General features: G+C 68.4%; 12 protein-coding genes. 3 read left to right on the forward strand and 9 right to left on the reverse strand.

What is annotated here, in order from left to right; all coding sequences use genetic code 11:
* Nucleotides 1–136 precede the first annotated feature (136 nt).
* The 5 genes from dxs to ACIBUY_RS07030 form a co-directional block, all read right to left on the reverse strand.
* Nucleotides 137–2,068: a 1-deoxy-D-xylulose-5-phosphate synthase gene (dxs, locus tag ACIBUY_RS07010; RefSeq protein ID WP_399152016.1), complete on the reverse strand. Its 1,932-nt coding sequence runs from the start codon at nt 2,066–2,068 to the stop codon at nt 137–139.
* A gap of 182 nt (nt 2,069–2,250) precedes the next feature.
* Entirely contained in the window at nt 2,251–3,537 is a 1,287-nt protein-coding gene (locus ACIBUY_RS07015) for a sugar ABC transporter permease (RefSeq protein WP_399152017.1), read from the reverse strand.
* The gene (locus tag ACIBUY_RS07020) at nt 3,534–4,325 is read right to left on the reverse strand and encodes an ATP-binding cassette domain-containing protein (RefSeq protein ID WP_399152018.1); all 792 of its coding nucleotides are present in this window, start codon (nt 4,323–4,325) and stop codon (nt 3,534–3,536) included. Before ACIBUY_RS07020 ends, ACIBUY_RS07015 begins: the two co-directional genes overlap by 4 nt.
* Nucleotides 4,326–4,506: 181 nt before the next feature.
* Nucleotides 4,507–5,631 carry a sugar ABC transporter substrate-binding protein gene (locus tag ACIBUY_RS07025; RefSeq protein ID WP_399152019.1) on the reverse strand — a complete coding sequence of 375 codons (1,125 nt, stop codon included), beginning with the start codon at nt 5,629–5,631 and terminating at the stop codon, nt 4,507–4,509.
* A gap of 121 nt (nt 5,632–5,752) precedes the next feature.
* Complete coding sequence (locus tag ACIBUY_RS07030) at nt 5,753–6,952, reverse strand: ROK family transcriptional regulator (RefSeq protein ID WP_365569352.1); 1,200 nt, start codon at nt 6,950–6,952, stop codon at nt 5,753–5,755.
* A 191-nt stretch (nt 6,953–7,143) separates the two neighbouring features.
* Between ACIBUY_RS07030 and ACIBUY_RS07035 the strand changes: the two genes are divergently transcribed.
* Nucleotides 7,144–7,686, forward strand: coding sequence for a DUF6368 family protein (locus ACIBUY_RS07035; protein ID WP_399152020.1), 543 nt, complete (start codon nt 7,144–7,146; stop codon nt 7,684–7,686).
* 86 nt (nt 7,687–7,772) lie between these two features.
* On the opposite strand, the gene ACIBUY_RS07040 is transcribed toward ACIBUY_RS07035, so the two are convergent.
* The 4 genes from ACIBUY_RS07040 to ACIBUY_RS07055 all read right to left on the reverse strand — a co-directional run bounded on the left by ACIBUY_RS07040 (nt 7,773) and on the right by ACIBUY_RS07055 (nt 13,110).
* A complete protein-coding gene (locus ACIBUY_RS07040) occupies nt 7,773–8,735 on the reverse strand; it encodes a carbohydrate ABC transporter permease (protein ID WP_365569346.1) in 963 nt (320 codons plus the stop codon).
* A gap of 17 nt (nt 8,736–8,752) precedes the next feature.
* Nucleotides 8,753–9,676, reverse strand: coding sequence for a sugar ABC transporter permease (locus ACIBUY_RS07045; RefSeq protein WP_365569343.1), 924 nt, complete (start codon nt 9,674–9,676; stop codon nt 8,753–8,755).
* Nucleotides 9,677–9,847: 171 nt separating this feature from the next.
* Complete coding sequence (gene ngcE / locus ACIBUY_RS07050; protein WP_365569340.1) at nt 9,848–11,320, reverse strand: N-acetylglucosamine/diacetylchitobiose ABC transporter substrate-binding protein; 1,473 nt, start codon at nt 11,318–11,320, stop codon at nt 9,848–9,850.
* A gap of 1,052 nt (nt 11,321–12,372) precedes the next feature.
* On the reverse strand, nt 12,373–13,110 hold the full coding sequence (locus tag ACIBUY_RS07055; RefSeq protein WP_399152021.1) for a GNAT family N-acetyltransferase: 738 nt from the start codon (nt 13,108–13,110) through the stop codon (nt 12,373–12,375).
* Between the two features lie 145 nt (nt 13,111–13,255).
* Here ACIBUY_RS07055 and ACIBUY_RS07060 point away from each other — a divergent pair, with 145 nt between their 5' ends.
* Nucleotides 13,256–14,773, forward strand: coding sequence for a PLP-dependent aminotransferase family protein (locus ACIBUY_RS07060; RefSeq protein WP_365569332.1), 1,518 nt, complete (start codon nt 13,256–13,258; stop codon nt 14,771–14,773).
* 188 nt (nt 14,774–14,961) lie between these two features.
* Complete coding sequence (locus ACIBUY_RS07065; protein WP_365569329.1) at nt 14,962–15,516, forward strand: DUF1062 domain-containing protein; 555 nt, start codon at nt 14,962–14,964, stop codon at nt 15,514–15,516.
* The last annotated feature ends 5 nt before the right edge of the window (nt 15,517–15,521 follow it).

Here is a 15,521-nt window from a genome sequence, read left to right on the forward strand (position 1 = left end):
TGTCGTCCTCGACATGATCGGGACGAGTAGCCTCCGGCGGGCGGGTCAGTCACTCAGGTTCACGCGAACGGGGCCGGTCGGACCACCCTATGGGTGAGCCGACCGGCCCCGTCGTCCTGCGGACGTGCCGGCGGGGTCAGTCCCTGGCCGGTTCCATGGCGGGAGCCGATTCGCGCTCGTGACGGCCGTCCAGCTTCGCCACCAGGCCCGTGACCTGGCGGGCGATGTCGGGGGCCGTCAGGCCGATCTCCGTCATGACCTCCTTGCGGGAGGCGTGGTCGAGGAAGCGCGGGGGGATGCCGAAGTCGCGCAGCGGGACGTCCACGCCCGCGTCGCGCAGGGCCTGGGCGACGGCCGAACCGACGCCGCCCACGCGGGAGTTGTCCTCGACGGTGACGACGACGCGGTGGCGCTCGGCCAGCGGGGCCATCGCCTCGTCGACCGGCTTGACCCAGCGCGGGTCGACGACCGTGGTCGTGATGCCCTGCTTGTCGAGGAGGTCGGCGATCTCCAGGCACATCGGGGCGAGGGCGCCGACCGAGACGAGGAGGACGTCGGGCCTGGCGGCCGCGTCGGGGCCCGGCTCGCGCAGGACGTCCATGCCGCCGACCTTGCCGACCGCCTCGACGGCCGGGCCGACCGCGCCCTTGGAGTAGCGCACGACCGTCGGGGCGTCGGAGACCTGCACGGCCTCGCGCAGCTGGGCGCGGACCTGGTCGGCGTCGCGCGGGGCGGCGATCCTGAGGCCCGGGACGACCTGGAGGATCGACATGTCCCACATGCCGTTGTGCGAGGCGCCGTCGGTGCCCGTGACGCCGGCCCGGTCCAGGACGAAGGTGACGCCGCACTTGTGCAGGGCCACGTCCATCAGGAGCTGGTCGAAGGCGCGGTTGAGGAAGGTCGCGTAGACGGCGAAGACCGGGTGCAGGCCGCCCGTCGCCAGGCCCGCCGCGCTGACCGCGCCGTGCTGCTCGGCGATGCCGACGTCGTAGACCCGCTCGGGGAACGCCTTGGCGAACTTGTCGAGGCCGACCGGCTGCAGCATGGCCGCGGTGATCGCGACGATGTCCTCGCGCTCCCGGCCGAGCCCGAGCATCTCGTCGCCGAAGACGGAGGTCCAGTCGGCGCCCGCGGCCTTGATCGGCAGGCCGGTGTCCGGGTGGATCGGGCCGATGCCGTGGAAGCGGTCGGCCTCGTCCTCCAGGGCGGGCCGGTAGCCGCGGCCCTTCTCGGTCAGGCAGTGCACGATGACCGGGCCGCCGAAGCGCTTGGCCCGGGTCAGCGCCGACTCCAGGGCCTCGATGTCGTGGCCGTCGATCGGGCCGACGTACTTCAGACCGAGGTCCTCGAACATGCCCTGCGGCGCGATGAAGTCCTTGAGGCCCTTCTTGGCGCCGTGCAGGGTCTCGTAGAGGGGGCGGCCGACGACGGGCGTGCGCTCCAGCAGGTCCTTGCCGCGCGCCAGGAAGCGCTCGTAGCCGTCGGTGGTGCGCAGGGTCGCCAGGTGGTTGGCGAGGCCGCCGATCGTGGGCGCGTACGAGCGCTCGTTGTCGTTGACCACGATGACGAGGGGGCGGTCCTTGGCGGCGGCGATGTTGTTCAGCGCCTCCCAGGCCATACCGCCCGTGAGCGCGCCGTCACCGATCACGGCGACGACGTGGTCGTCCTTCTTGCGCAGCTCGTTCGCCTTCGCCAGACCGTCCGCCCAGCCGAGGACCGTCGAGGCGTGGCTGTTCTCGATCACGTCGTGGTCGGACTCGGCCTGCGAGGGGTAGCCGGACAGGCCGCCCTTCATCTTCAGCTTGGAGAAGTCCTGGCGGCCGGTGAGCAGCTTGTGCACGTACGACTGGTGACCGGTGTCCCACAGGACCTTGTCCTTGGGGGACTCGAAGACCCGGTGCAGGGCGAGGGTCAGCTCGACGACGCCGAGGTTGGGGCCGAGGTGGCCGCCGGTCTTGGATACCGCGTCGACGAGGAAGGTCCGGATCTCTCCTGCCAGCTGGTCCAGCTGCTCCAGGCTGAGCCGGTCCAGATCGCGCGGTCCCGTGATGCGGGTCAGCAGCGGCACCCGTGCCTCCTTGCGATAGAGCTGTTAGAGCTGTGAGTAGCTGGTTGAGCTGTTCGAGCTTGCCGGGCTTGTCGAGTCTAATGTTCCGCCACCGGGAGCGGCGGTCGGGCTGTGCGTTCGGAGCATGACTGTGCCCGGCGTCACCGTTGACGCCGGGCACAGTCAGTCATGGCCAGAAGTCGTTACGCGCGACCTGCGGACTTCTGGGTCTTACGGGTGATCGAGTCGATGATGACGGTGGCGAGGAGCACAGCACCCGTGATCATCTGCTGGATCGCGGTCGCGATGCCCTCAAGGGCGAGGCCGGACTGGATCGAGGTGATGACCAGCACACCGATCAGGGCGTTCCAGCTGCGGCCCCGGCCGCCGAAGAGGCTCGTACCACCGATGACGGCTGCGGCGATGACGTTCATCAGCAGGTCACCGGCGCCGGCGCTCTGGTTCGCCGCCGCGATCTTGGAGGCGAAGAAGAGGCCGCCCAGCGCGGCGAAGAAGCCGGCGATGGCGAAGACCGAGACACGGATCGCGGCCACGTTGATACCGGCGCGACGGGATGCCTCGACGCTGCCGCCGAGTGCGAAGACCTTACGGCCGTACGAGGTCCGGCGCAGCAGGAAGTCGGTGGCGACGAGGGCGATCGCGAACAGCAGCACCGCCAGCGGCAGGCCCTTGTACTGGTTGAACACCGCGGCGGCGGCGAACATCGCGACCGCGAGGAGCACCGTGCGCAGCAGGATGTCGCTCAGCGGACGCGACGGGATGCCGGCGGCCTCGCGTCGGCGCGCACCGAAGAACGCGGACAGGAAGTAGCCCGCGACGACGACCACGGCGAGTCCGTAGGCGGCGGCCACGTCCGAGAAGAAGTAGCCGGTGAGGTGCCCCACCACGCCGCCGTCGTCCAGGTTGATCGTGCCGTTGTCGCCCAGGATCTGGAGCATGAAGCCGTTCCAGAACAGCAGGCCGGCCAGGGTCACGGCGAAGGCCGGAGCGCCGAGGCGCGCGAAGATGAAGCCGTGGAAGGCGCCGATCACCGCGCCGCCCGCGAGCGACACCAGGATGGCCAGCCATTCGTTCACGCCGTGCGTGACGCTGAGGACGGCCAGTGCGGCGGAGGAGACGCCCGAGACGGAGCCGACCGAGAGGTCGATCTCACCAAGCAGCAGCACGAAGATGATGCCGATCGACATCATGCCGGTGGCGACCATCTGGACGGAGAGGTTGGTGAGGTTCTGCGCGCCCAGGAACCGCGAGTCCATGCTCTGGAAGATCGCGCAGATGACGATCAGGCCGATGACGACCGGGACGGCGCCGAGGTCGCCGCCCTTCATCTTGCGCTTGAACTCGCCTATGTAGCCCGCGAATCCCTGCTCGCGCACGAGCAGTCGGGGGTCCACGGCGGACACGGAGGCACCGGCCGCGGCGGCGGGCGCCTCCACGGTGGTGTCCTTGGCCTTGTCGATGCTGCTCACTTCTGAGCCTCCGCGTTGGTGCGCGCCGCACGACGGGTCACGGCGTTGTCCGTGGCGCCGGTGATGGCGGAGATGATCTCTTCCTGCGAGGTCGTCTTGACCTCGAACACGCCGTTGTTGCGGCCGAGCCGGAGCACGGCGACCTTGTCGGCGACGGCCTTCACATCGGCCATGTTGTGGCTGATGAGGATGACCGCGTGGCCGCGCTGGCGCAGCCGCTCGACGAGGTCGAGGACCTGGGCGGTCTGCTCGACGCCGAGGGCCGCGGTGGGCTCGTCGAGGATGACCAGCTTGGGCTCGCCGAGCATGGAGCGGGCGATGGCCACGACCTGGCGCTGACCGCCGGAGAGCGAGGCGATCGGGATGCGCACGCTGGGGATGCGGATGGAGAGCGTGTCCAGCAGCTCGCGCGAGCGGCGCTCCATCTCGATCTCGTCGAGCACGCCACGGCGCTTGATCTCGCGGCCCAGGAACAGGTTGCCGACGACGTCGATGTTGTCGCACAGCGCGAGGTCCTGGTAGACCGTCGCGATGCCCAGGTTCTGGGCGTCGTGCGGCTTGTTGACCGTGACGGCCTTGCCGTTCCACTCGATGACGCCCTCATCGATGGGGTGCACGCCGGCGATCGTCTTGACAAGGGTTGACTTACCGGCGCCGTTGTCGCCGACCAGGGCGACCACCTCACCGGCGTGGACCTCAAGCTCTACGTCGGTGAGCGCCTGGACGGCACCGAACCGCTTGGAGACCCCGCGCAACGCCAGAACAGGCGTAGCGGACACGTGAACCATCTCCTTCGCCGCCAAAGGCCTGACCCGGCGGGAGGTTGAACAGAAGTGAAGACTGAGGGGGGTGACTTCCGTCCGGCGCCCCGCCGTTGAGCTTGCGGGGCTGTCGGCGGCGGGGCGCCGGACGTGCTTACACAGGAGCGCTACCGGAACGGGTGCGCAAGTCCCGTGCAGGACAAGGGATTTACTTCAGACCGATCTTGTCGCAGGCAGCCTTGAACTTGGCCGTGCAGATCTCGTCGAGGGTGTAGTAACCCTCCTTGATGACCGTGTCCTTGATGTTCGCCTGGGTCAGCGAGACGACCGGGACGATGACGGCCGGGATGCCCTTGTCGGTGTCGCTGTCGACGGTGCCGGTGGCAATCGAGCTGTCGAGCTTGCCGTCCTTGGCGATCGAGACGGCCATCTTGGCGACGGTCTCGGCCTCCTGCGGGTACGACTTGAAGACGCTCATGTACTGCTCGCCGGCGATGATGCGCTGCACACCGGCAAGCTCGGCGTCCTGGCCGGTGACCGGCGGGAGCTTGGTGACGCCGTTGGACTTGAGCGACTGGATGATGCCGCCGGCCATGCCGTCGTTGGCGGAGTAGACGCCCTTGATGTTGTCCTTGCCGATCGCGGAGACGGCGCCGTCCATGTTGGTGTTGGCGTTCTCCGGCTTCCACTCCTTGGTGTCGTAGGACTTGGCGATGTCCACCTTGCCCTTGAGCACCGAGAGCGCGCCGTCCTTGAAGTCCTTGGCGTTCGGGTCGGTGATCGCGCCGTTCATCATGACGATCTTGCTGCTGGGCTTGGCGTCCGCGCCCATGGCCTTCAGCAGGGCCTCGCCCTGGGTCTTGCCGACCTCCTTGTTGTCGAAGGAGGTGTACGCGGCGATCGGACCCTGCGCCAGACGGTCGTAGGCGACGACCGGGATGCCGGCGTCCTTGGCCTTCTTCACGCCGGAGGCGACGGCCTTGAAGTCGACCGCGTCGAGGATCAGCACGTCGACCTTCTTGGTGATCATCGTGTCGATCTGCTGGGCCTGCGTGTCGGCGTTCTGCTTGGCGTTGAGGTACTCGACCTTGCCCTTGCCATTGGTCAGCGTGGATATCTGCTTCTCAATGATCGGCTTGTCGAACTTCTCGTAGCGAGCGGTCTGGTTCTCCGGAAGGAGCAGACCGACGGTGATGTCGTCGCCCTTCTTACCGGCGGACTTCGAGCTGTCGGCCTTGTCGCCGGACTCCTTGGCGGAGCCACAGGCGGCCAGCGAGACCGCCATGGCGGTGGCACAGAAAGCAACGGCGGCACGACGCGTACGCGTGTTCACTTCAGAAACCTCCCTGACGAGGCCGCGACGTTGCGGCCGAGGTAGCTGGGAGTCAACTCGGCCGCAACACAAGCGTCAAGGAGTAAATACTTAACGAGATGGCAACGGTGTCATGCGTTCTCTAAGTGAAGGCAGGTGTCACCGTGGGGACGGAACCGTCCAAAAGGGTCGAATCGCCCATCTCGCTGAGGGCGAGGGCGAGGGCCCCGAGGACCTCCGCGCGGCCGCCCAACGCCCCTGGAAGGACGGAGAGTTGACGGGCTGCGCTGGGGATCGCGTAGCGGCTCACGGACTCCCTGATGGGCCCCAGGACCAGCTCACCGGCCTCCGCGAGGTCGCCGCCGAGGACGACCCTGCTGGGGTTGAGCAGGTTGCACAGGTTCGCGACGCCGGAGCCGATGTGACGGCCCACGTCGCCGATCACGCGGCGGCAGCCCGGGTCGCCGTCGCGCGCGAGGCGGACGACGCCCTCCATGGTCAGATCGGTGCCGTGGCTGGACTGGAGCAGCGGCAGCACGTACCGGGCGGCCGTGAACGTCTCGAGGCAGCCGCGGTTGCCGCAGCGGCAGACCGGGCCCGACTCGTCCAGCGTGATGTGCCCGATCTCCCCCGCGGTGCCGCCCGGGCCCCGGTAGATCTTGCCCTCGATCACGAGGCCCGCGCCGACGCCGCTCGCGACCTTGATGTACGCGAGGTCCTTGACGCCACGGCCGCTGCCCCACACCAGCTCGCCGAGGGCGCCCAGGTTGGCGTCGTTGTCGACGTGCACCGGCACGCCCAGGCGGCGGCTGAGCTCCTCCGCGGGCTTGGTGCCGGTCCAGCCCGGCAGGATCGCGGTGGAGCCGAGCGTGCCGCTCTCCACGTCGATGGGGCCCGGTACGCCGAGCCCGACGCCCGCCACCTTCGAGCGGTCCACGCCGGTCGCCGCGACCAGGCGCTCGACCAGCTCCTCCGCGCGGTCGAAGCCCTGCGCCGCGCTCGCGTCCACGTCCAGCGGCTCGGACTCCTCGGCGAGCACCTGGTGGGCCAGATTGCCGATGGCGACCCGCAGGTGGGTGTGCCCGAAGTCGACGCCGATCACGATGCCCGCGTCGCCGCTGAGCGACACGCTGCGGGCCCTGCGTCCCCCCGCCGAGGTGGGCGTGACCTCGACGGTTCCCCCGTCCTTGAGCTCCCGGACGATGTTGGAGACGGTGGCCGCGGACAGCCCCGTCGTCCGCGCGATCTCCGCCTGCGTGAGCGAACCGGCGAGGCGCACGGCGCGTACGACCCGCTCCAGATTGGCCCGGTGCAGCGACGACTGCGACCCCGGAGTCTCCATTGACTCACTCCACCCTTACCCCGATGACGAACGCCCCCGACCTGCCGAGCCGTCCGTGGCCCGCGTCACACAGAGAGTGACCGGGCCTTGTACAAGTTATGAACTCCAAGCTCCGCTGAAGTGGTCTCCGCCGTCAAGCCCTTGACGGAAATCGGTTCCAGCAAACGGGGCGGCGCTCCACTCTCCCGGGCATGAGCGGACCGGTGTTGGTGATCGAGCTGCCGAAAAGGCCCTCCCCCTCCGTCGTGGAGCAGCTTCGGGCGATCGCGGAGCGCGTGTCAACGCGGTGCGAGCAGACACGAATCGGCGCGTACGACTTGTGTGTGCGGGCCGGAAGTCTCGGGATCGTGGGCGCCGGGGACGGAAGCGGACCGCGGCCCGTGCTCGTCTCGCTCTTGGGGCCGGGTGTCGGCGACGAGGCCACCTTCGCCTCCGAACACGCGGACGTCCCCGGCCTGCGGGAGGTCATCGGCTTCCGCCCGACGCATGCGATCGACGTCATCGCCTTCTGCGGCAGGCCTGTCGATCACGTCGTCGTCGCCCTGCCGGCGGCCGCGCTCATGGATGTCACCGGCGGTGTGGCACACGCCGAGTTGGACGAGGCCCAGTGGCCGCTCGTGGCCGGCCTGCCCGGGCTGCGTGCGACCACCCTCGTGCCGTGGCCCGCCGTGTTCGGCTCCGCCGCGTTCCTCAGGGCCTGGGCGCAAGCGCCCGGGTTTCGGCTCCTGAAGTGAGGCGGCCGAACTCGGCGCATGAAGGTGGCCCACCCGGACCGGAGTCCGGGTGGGCCATCCTCGTACGCGCACGGGTGTTGCGGACGCTACTTGAGCGCCCCCGCCGTAAGACCCGCCTGGACCTGGCGCTGGAAGATGAAGTAGACGACCAGGACCGGGAGCATGGCGATCATCATGCCTGCCATCAGGGCGCCCCAGTCGTTCTCGTAGCCCTGTTGCAGGGCGATCATCGCGAGGCCCTGGGTGAGGACGTACTTCTTCTCGTCCTGGTTGAGCACCATCGGGAGCAGGTACTGGTTCCACTGCCCCAGGAAGTTGAAGATGCCGATGCTGATCAGGCCGGGCTTGGCCATCGGGAGCATCACCTGGAAGAAGGTGCGGGTGTGCGAGGCGCCGTCGATGAGGGCGGCCTCGGCGACCGAGGTCGGCAGCGTACGGAAGAACGCGGTCATGAAGAAGACCGTGAACGGGAGCGAGTACGCGATGTAGACCAGGATCAGGCCCTGGTACGTGGCGAGCAGCGAGGTGCCCGGGAAGTCCCGCAGGACGAAGAAGAGCGGGATCACCAGCATGAAGACCGGGAAGGACATGCCGGCCACGAACATGTAGTAGATGAGGCGGTTGCCCGGGAAGGTGAAGCGGGCGAGCACGTACGCGGCCATGGAGCCCAGCACCATCGTGCCGATCACCGAACCGCCCACCACGATGATGGTGTTGAGGAAGTACTGGCCCATGTTCGCGTTGTTCCACGCGTGGGACCAGTTCTCGAAGTGGAACGAGGTGGGCAGGCTCCACGGGTCGGTCAGGATCGCGTTGGTGTCCTTGAAGGAGCTCCACAGCACCCACAGGAGCGGTACGCCGACCATGAGTGCCCACACGATCAGCATGCCGTGCGAGAAGACGTTGAGGACGCTGCCCTCGGAGCTCTTGCCGTCGGTCGGGCCTAGCTTCTTGGTGATGCCTCCGCCGCCGTCACGCTGGCCGGGAACCTTGGAGGGCGCCTCGTCCGACTTGCTGACCTGGCCGGATCCACCGGTTTCGATCGTCATCTTCTGGTGCCCGCCCTTTAGAACTCGATGCGCTCACGGCGCGCGAAGCGCATCGTGAGAACGGCGAAAAGCATGGTGACGATGAGCATCGCGACGCCCATCGCGGAGGCATAGCCGAACTGGCTGTTGGTGAAGGCCGTGACGTACAGGCGCAGCGGCATGACGTCCGTCGCCCCGTTCGGACCGCCCATGTTGACCGACATGATCTGGACGAGTGCGAAGGCGTCCATCGCGATGATGCCCATATAGACCCAGCCGGTCTGCACCGTGTCCCACAGCAGCGGCAGGGTGATGCGGAAGAAGGTCTGGATGCGGTTGGTGCCGTCGAGCAGCGCCGCCTCGTAGATCTCGTTCGGGATCGAGGCCATGGCCGCGGAGAACAGGACGACGTAGAAGCCGACATTCGACCAGACCATGACGGCCATGATGCAGAGCAGGGCGATCGACTTCTCGCCCAGCCAGGCATTGGTCAGGTTGTCCAGACCCACGCCCGAGAGCAGCGCGTTGAGCATGCCGTCGCTGGGATCGGGGTTGTAGATGTTCCACCAGATCACCGCGATGATGGTGATCGAGATGACCTGCGGGAAGAAGAAGATGAAGCGGTACGCCTTCGATCCGCGGACACCGGTGATGACTTCGTTCTTGCGGCGCTTTCCGCCGACGTTCAGCATGAACGCGAAGAACAGGCCGAGCGCGAGCGTCACGATCGGAACGGCGATCAACATATAGATGTTGTGCTTCAGCGCGTTCCAGAACTCGTCGTCGTGCCAGAGGTCCTTGAAGTTGTCGAACCCGACGAACTTCGCGGTGCCCGCCAGGCCCGACCAGTCCGTCAGGGAAATCTGGAACGCCTGGACGAACGGCGAGATCACGAAGATCGCATAGACGATCACTGGTAGGGCCAGGAAGCCCACGATGAATCGGTACTTGCCGTGTTGCATGGAGCTCCCCGGCCCTTCCCCTTTTGTGAAGCAGCTTGTGAAGCAGCTTTGTGACGCGGCTTTGTGACGCGGCTTTGTGACGCGGCTATGTGACGCGGCTTTGTGACGCAGCGGTCTCACTGCGGTACCACGACCGGCCCGGCAGTCTGGTCAACTGCCGGGCCGTCCGGGTCACTTGGTGCGCTTGAACTTCTGGATCTTGGAGTCCTTGGCGACGTCGTCGGCGTACTTCTGGGCCTTCTTGATCCAGTCGGCCGCGGACAGGTCACCGGTGAGCAGGTCGCCGGTCAGACCGCCGAGCTTGGCGTCGGTGAGGTCCGGGTACCACTCCTGCAGCTGGCAGGAGATCAGGTTGTTGCCGGCGGCCTTGAAGACCTTGTCGGCCGAGGCGAGGCCCGGAGACAGCGTCATGCCGTCGGTGGCGCCCTGGACACAGGTCAGGGACTTCACCAACTTGGCGAAGTTCTGCGCCTGCTTCTTCGACGCCATGATGCGCAGCATCTCCATGCCGCCCGCGGAGTTCTTGCCCTTGCTGGCGACGATGTACGGCTCCGAGGGCTCGGCGCGCAGCGTGCCCGTGGGCATCTTGTCGCCGGAGCCGCCGTCGAAGAGCGGGCCGACGGACATCTGGAAGCCCTCGGGCGTGGTGGGCGCGGACTCGTTCTCCACCCACGAACCGTTCGGGATGAAGACGGCCTTGCCCTTGTTCCACTGGGTCTGCGACTGGATGTGGGTCAGGCCCTGGCTGCCCTTGAGGAAGTAGCCCTTCTTGGCCAGCTCCTCGTAGTGCTCGACGACCTGCTTGACGGCGTCGTTGCCGGTCCAGGCGTTGGGCTCGAGGTTGTCGATCTTGATCCAGTTGTCCATGCCGCCGATCTTGGCGATCTGGGCGAACATGTTGAAGTGCACGTAGTACGGGTACTTGCCCGCGTACGTCCAGGGCGCGATGCCCTTCTTCTTGATCTCGCCGCAGAGCTTGACCATGTCGTCGAGCGTCGTCGGGTACTTCCACCCGTTGTCGTCGAGGGTCTTCTGCGAGAACCAGGTGCCGTAGATCGTGAAGGCGTAGTACAGGACGTCGAAGGTGTCGCCGTGCAGACCCTTCTCGTACGTCATCGGGTGGATGGTGTCCTTGACCGTCTTGGACTTGTCGTCCAGGGACGGGGCGTCCATCAGGGCCTTGAGGTCCTGCAGCTGACCCTGGCTGGACAGGCGGTTCATGTCCAGGTGGTCGGCGCCGGAGTTGTCGATGATGTCCGGCGGGTTGCCGCCCGAGAAGCGCGGGGTCAGCTTCGGGCCGACCTGCTGCGTGCCCGTGTGCTTGACCGAGCCGCCCCACATCTTGGTGTACTCGGCCTCGGCGTCCTTGGCGTACTGGTCGCCCAGGCCGCCCTTGAAGATGAACGCCTCCAGCGCGGCGCCCTTCTTGACGCCCAGCGGGTTGGTCGCGGACGTCTTGCCCGTGGCCTTGTCGGTGGGTTTGTCGTCGCTGCCGCCGCCGGTGGCACACGCCGACAGGAAGCCCATCGACGGTACGGCGATCAGGCCGAGCGCCGCGGACCGCTTGATCAGGTCGCGGCGGTTCGTGCCCTCGCCGGTGTTCGCGCCCTCACCGGTGTTGTTCAGGTCGGAAGTCGATCCCATGCTCAAGTCCTCGCCTTCTCCAGGACTCAGGCGGTGAACCGGATCCTCCCCGGCACCGCGGTGATGTGCTGTGTTGTGCCGGGATCGAATCCCGGGTCCCGGGCCGGAAAGGCATGTCCGAAACGCTGTCCGGAAATGCTCCGTCCCGAGGGAACGCAGTTGGAGCTGGGTGGTGCTGGAAGTCCGGGATCGATAGAGAAGTACGGCCGTCGGTGCCCTTGCACGTCCCGCCGATTCCCCCTTGTCCCCCCGGGTCCGCCCGCGGCCTGAACACGGGCCGGGCCGGACGCCGACAGGTATAGTCCACTCCCTGTGAGCTGGGCAAGATCGAATGCAGGTTTGGGCGTCGGTCTTTTCCGAGTTGAGACCTCCCGGAAATAAGCCGCAGCGAGGACGATGCCGATCTTCCCAACTCCGTTGACTACAAAGGGTGTAGTGGAAGACCGCGGGAGAGAAGCCGCCGAGCCGTCCAGGTGGGGACGAGCGGCGTGAAGTCCGTGTTGTCGGACATCTCGGGGCAGTGCGCGTTCGGATGTTGAACGCGGGGTGGGGTGGCGAGGTATGCATTCCGGCCACGGAGTGCGGCTCGAACGGGCTCTTCTCCCGCTTGTTCGTCGCGGGCCACGGTGATAGCGGAGGTCTCGGTCCGGGCCGCCCGCGGCCCGACCGTCCAACTGGCGGTCGCCGCCGCCCGATTGGGGCTTCGGATCAGCTCCCGGTGGCCGTGCCGCGGCTGAACGCGCCGGTCTCCGCGTGACCGGGGATGCCAGCGGGCAGGGGGTGCCGTCCCGGGCGGCGAGGGCCGTACCGACGGTGGCATGCCGGCAGTGGCATGCCGGCAGTGGCATGCCGACGGGTGGCGTGCCGACGGGTGGCGTGCAGGGCGGCGCGGAAGAGCAGCGAGCCGGTACTGACCGCCGGGCAGGCGGCGCGGTCCAGCGTCGTGGCGACCGAGGCGTCGAGGTGTCGAGGCGACCAAGGCGTCGAGGCCCAACCAGTACGTATCCCTACGGGCGTTGAGGAAGACGGAACTGCTCAGCGAGGCGCGGCGTTCACTGCTCCGGGGAGGCCGGGGAGGCCATGGACGTACGCACCTCGGCGAGGGAGCGGCGCTGGATCCCCTGGGCGTCGAAGTTGTCCGGCGCGAGCCAGGCCTCGAATGCCTTCTCGACCGTGGGCCACTCGCCGTCGACGACGGAGAACCAGGCGGTGTCGCGACTGCGGTTCTTGTACACCACGGCCTGCCGGAAGACGCCCTCGAAGGTGAAGCCGAGGCGCTGGGCCGTCGTGCGCGAGGGCGAGTTGAGGCTGTCGCACTTCCACTCGTAGCGGCGGTAACCGAGGTCCTCGAAGACGTACCGCATGGCCAGGAACTGTGCCTCGGTCGAGATCGGGCTGCGCTTCATCAGTGGCGAGAACATCACGTTCCCGACCTCGACGACGCCGTTCGCAGGGTCCTGCCGCATCAGCGAGAGCGTGCCGACCGCGGTGCCCCGGCCGAGGTCGATCACCGCGTAGTGCCGGGGGTCGGTGCCGACCGCGGCCGCCTCGGCGAAGCGGCGGTACTCCTGCGCGTCGCCGAACGGGCCCACGGACAGGTACGTCCAGTCCCGGCCGTCCGCCCCCGAGCTGTACGCCGCGTAGAGGTCGGCGGCGTGCCGGGCCGCGTCCAGCGGTTCGAGGCGGCAGAAGGCACCGGTCAGCGTGACCGCGGCGGGCGGCTGCCGAGGCGACCAGTCGGGCAGCGGTTCACCCACGGGCTGGTCGTACTCGTTGAGGCGGAAAGGCATGTTTGCTCCAGGATTGTGCCGGGCCGGGTGCTGTTAGCGTACGAAGTGTGTGGACCCATGGAAAGGTCCACAAGGTGCGTCGTCGATGGGGCCACGAGGTAGGGCCACGAAACGAAGGCGACTTGGAGAGAGGGGCCGTGCGTCCATGAGCGCAGAGGACGGGCGGCCCGGGCCGCAGCTGGACTTCCTGCTCCAGGAGCCGCTGGACCGCGGCCGTGGCGCCGAACCGCTGCAGCGCCAGCTCGCCCGGCGGCTGCGCGAGGCCGTCCTGGACGGGCGGCTGCCCTCCGGGTGCCGGTTGCCGGGATCCCGGGCACTGGCCGCGGCGCTCGGGATCTCCCGCAACAGCGTCACCGCCGTGTACGACCTGCTCGGCGCCGAGGGCTACGTCGACCCGAGCAGGCAGGGCACCCGCGTGGCCGCCCTGGCCCGCGCCCCGCGACGCGGCGGGCCGACGGCCGCAGCGCATCCGGCGCCCGAACCGGCCCGGCGTGCCGGTCGCATCCCCGCGCGCCCCCGCGACGCCGGCGTCCGGCACGCGCTGAGCCCGGGGGTCCCCGCGCTGCCCCGGTTCCCGCACGACGCCTGGCGGCGCTGCGTCGACCTCGCCCACCGGCGGGCGGACACCGCGACGCTCGACTACGGGCCGCCGTGCGGCGAACCGGCCCTGCGTACGGCCATCGTGCGGCATCTGGCCCTGGCCCGGGGCGTGCACTGCGCACCGGAGCAAGTGGTCATCACCGAGGGCGCACAGGAGGCCCTCCGGCTGTGCGTGGGCCTGGTGACCGATCCCGGTGACACCGCGTGGATCGAGGACCCCGGTTATCGAGGGGCGCAGACGGCGATGGCGTACGGCGATCTGGACGTCGTGCCGATGCGCGTGGACGACGGCGGGCTGCGGGTGCCCGAGTCGGCCTGGCGCACGCACCCGCCGCGGCTGATCTACACCACCCCGTCGCACCAGTACCCGACCGGTGCGGTCATGACCGCGGGCCGGCGCCTCGAGCTGATCGAGAAGGCGCGCGCACACGGCGCCTGGATCGTCGAGGACGACTACGACAGCGAGTTCCGGCACACCGGCGCACCCATCGGCGCGATGCAGTCCCTCGTGCCGGATGCGCCCGTGCTGTACGTCGGCACCTTCAGCAAGACCCTCTTCCCCGCCCTGCGCATCGGCTTCCTGGTCCTGCCCGAGCCTCTCGTCGCACCGGCGCGGCCGCTGCTCGACCAGGTGCTGCGCGGAGGTCACCGGCACGAGCAGCTCGCCCTCGCGGAATTCATCGAGAGCGGCCGGTTCGGCCGGCACATCGGCCGCATGCGCCGCCTCTACCGTGCGCGCAAGGACGCCCTGACGGCGGCGCTGGCCGCCCAACTGACCGTGCCGCACACGATCACCGGTGCGGAGAGCGGCATGCACCTGGTCGTGCACCTGCCTCGGAAGTACCCCGATCACCTGGTCGCGGCGGCCGCGCACGAGCGCGGGATCGCACCGCTGCCGCTCTCCCGGTCCTGCCTCGCGCCCGACCCCGAACCCAACGGGCTCGTCCTCGGCTACGGCAACACACCCGCTTCGGCGTACCCGGCGCTCTGCCGCACGCTCGACGAAGTGATCGAGGCGACGGCAACCACTACGGCTACGACCACCGCCACGCCCACGCCCTAGACCCCCGAAAAACCGGTGGAACGGCCCCGCGACGGCCCTCTACGGTGCTGCCGAGCCGATCCCCCAGGCAAGGACGTGCCGTTGTACACCGTGTGAGACCTCCCGAGTGCTGATTCGTCGCGCGACGCGCCTGTGCGCCCGCGCTGCTTTTTGCTGCGGACTTCTCACCGAAAAACGGGTGTACTCCTGTGCTCGAAAACTGGGTGGTCATACCCACCTGCCTGCCGATCGTTCTCCGGCGCTGTCCCACGTGCGCGTCCGGCCGCTTCCGGCCGAACGGCAAGTTCCGTGTCAACGCCCACCACAAGCTCCTCGACGCCTGGCTCCTGATCCTCTGCACGACGTGCGGGGGCACCGCGAAGCTCACGGTCCTGGAGCGGACGAACGTACGCTCCGTCCGGCCTGACCTCCTCGACCGCATGCACGCCAACGACCCTTCCCTGGCAGGGGAGTTGCTCCAGGATCCGGTCCTGCGGCGCCGCAACCGCATCGCCCTCGACTGGGCCGGCGCCTGGCGCCTCGACACCGGCGTCTCGGACCACCACCGGAACCAGGAGGAGGCGCTCGACGTCACGGTCCGTTTCGCGGCGCGGATCCCGGTCCGGCCGGTGCGGCTGATCGCCGAGGGGTGCGATCTGTCGCGGGCCGAGGTCGAGCGGCTCATCACGGACGGCAAACTCGTCTCGTCGATCCGCCTGACCGGCAGACTCACGGGCGACTTCACCTTCACACTCAAACGCTGAGCGCC

Origin of the sequence: Streptomyces sp. NPDC050085, assembly GCF_044460595.1 — a bacterium.
Classification (GTDB): Bacteria; Actinomycetota; Actinomycetes; order Streptomycetales; family Streptomycetaceae; genus Streptomyces.

What these genes read in the sequence shown, in the direction of transcription:
- ACIBUY_RS07035 (WP_399152020.1), top strand. Translation starts at nt 7,144, where the DNA reads ATGAGCGGACCGGTGTTGGTGATCGAGCTGCCGAAAAGGCCCTCCCCC.
- ACIBUY_RS07055 (WP_399152021.1), bottom strand. Translation starts at nt 13,110, where the DNA reads ATGCCTTTCCGCCTCAACGAGTACGACCAGCCCGTGGGTGAACCGCTG.
- ACIBUY_RS07030 (WP_365569352.1), bottom strand. Translation starts at nt 6,952, where the DNA reads ATGGAGACTCCGGGGTCGCAGTCGTCGCTGCACCGGGCCAATCTGGAG.
- ACIBUY_RS07060 (WP_365569332.1), top strand. Translation starts at nt 13,256, where the DNA reads ATGAGCGCAGAGGACGGGCGGCCCGGGCCGCAGCTGGACTTCCTGCTC.
- ACIBUY_RS07045 (WP_365569343.1), bottom strand. Translation starts at nt 9,676, where the DNA reads ATGCAACACGGCAAGTACCGATTCATCGTGGGCTTCCTGGCCCTACCA.
- ACIBUY_RS07040 (WP_365569346.1), bottom strand. Translation starts at nt 8,735, where the DNA reads ATGACGATCGAAACCGGTGGATCCGGCCAGGTCAGCAAGTCGGACGAG.
- ACIBUY_RS07020 (WP_399152018.1), bottom strand. Translation starts at nt 4,325, where the DNA reads ATGGTTCACGTGTCCGCTACGCCTGTTCTGGCGTTGCGCGGGGTCTCC.
- ngcE (WP_365569340.1), bottom strand. Translation starts at nt 11,320, where the DNA reads ATGGGATCGACTTCCGACCTGAACAACACCGGTGAGGGCGCGAACACC.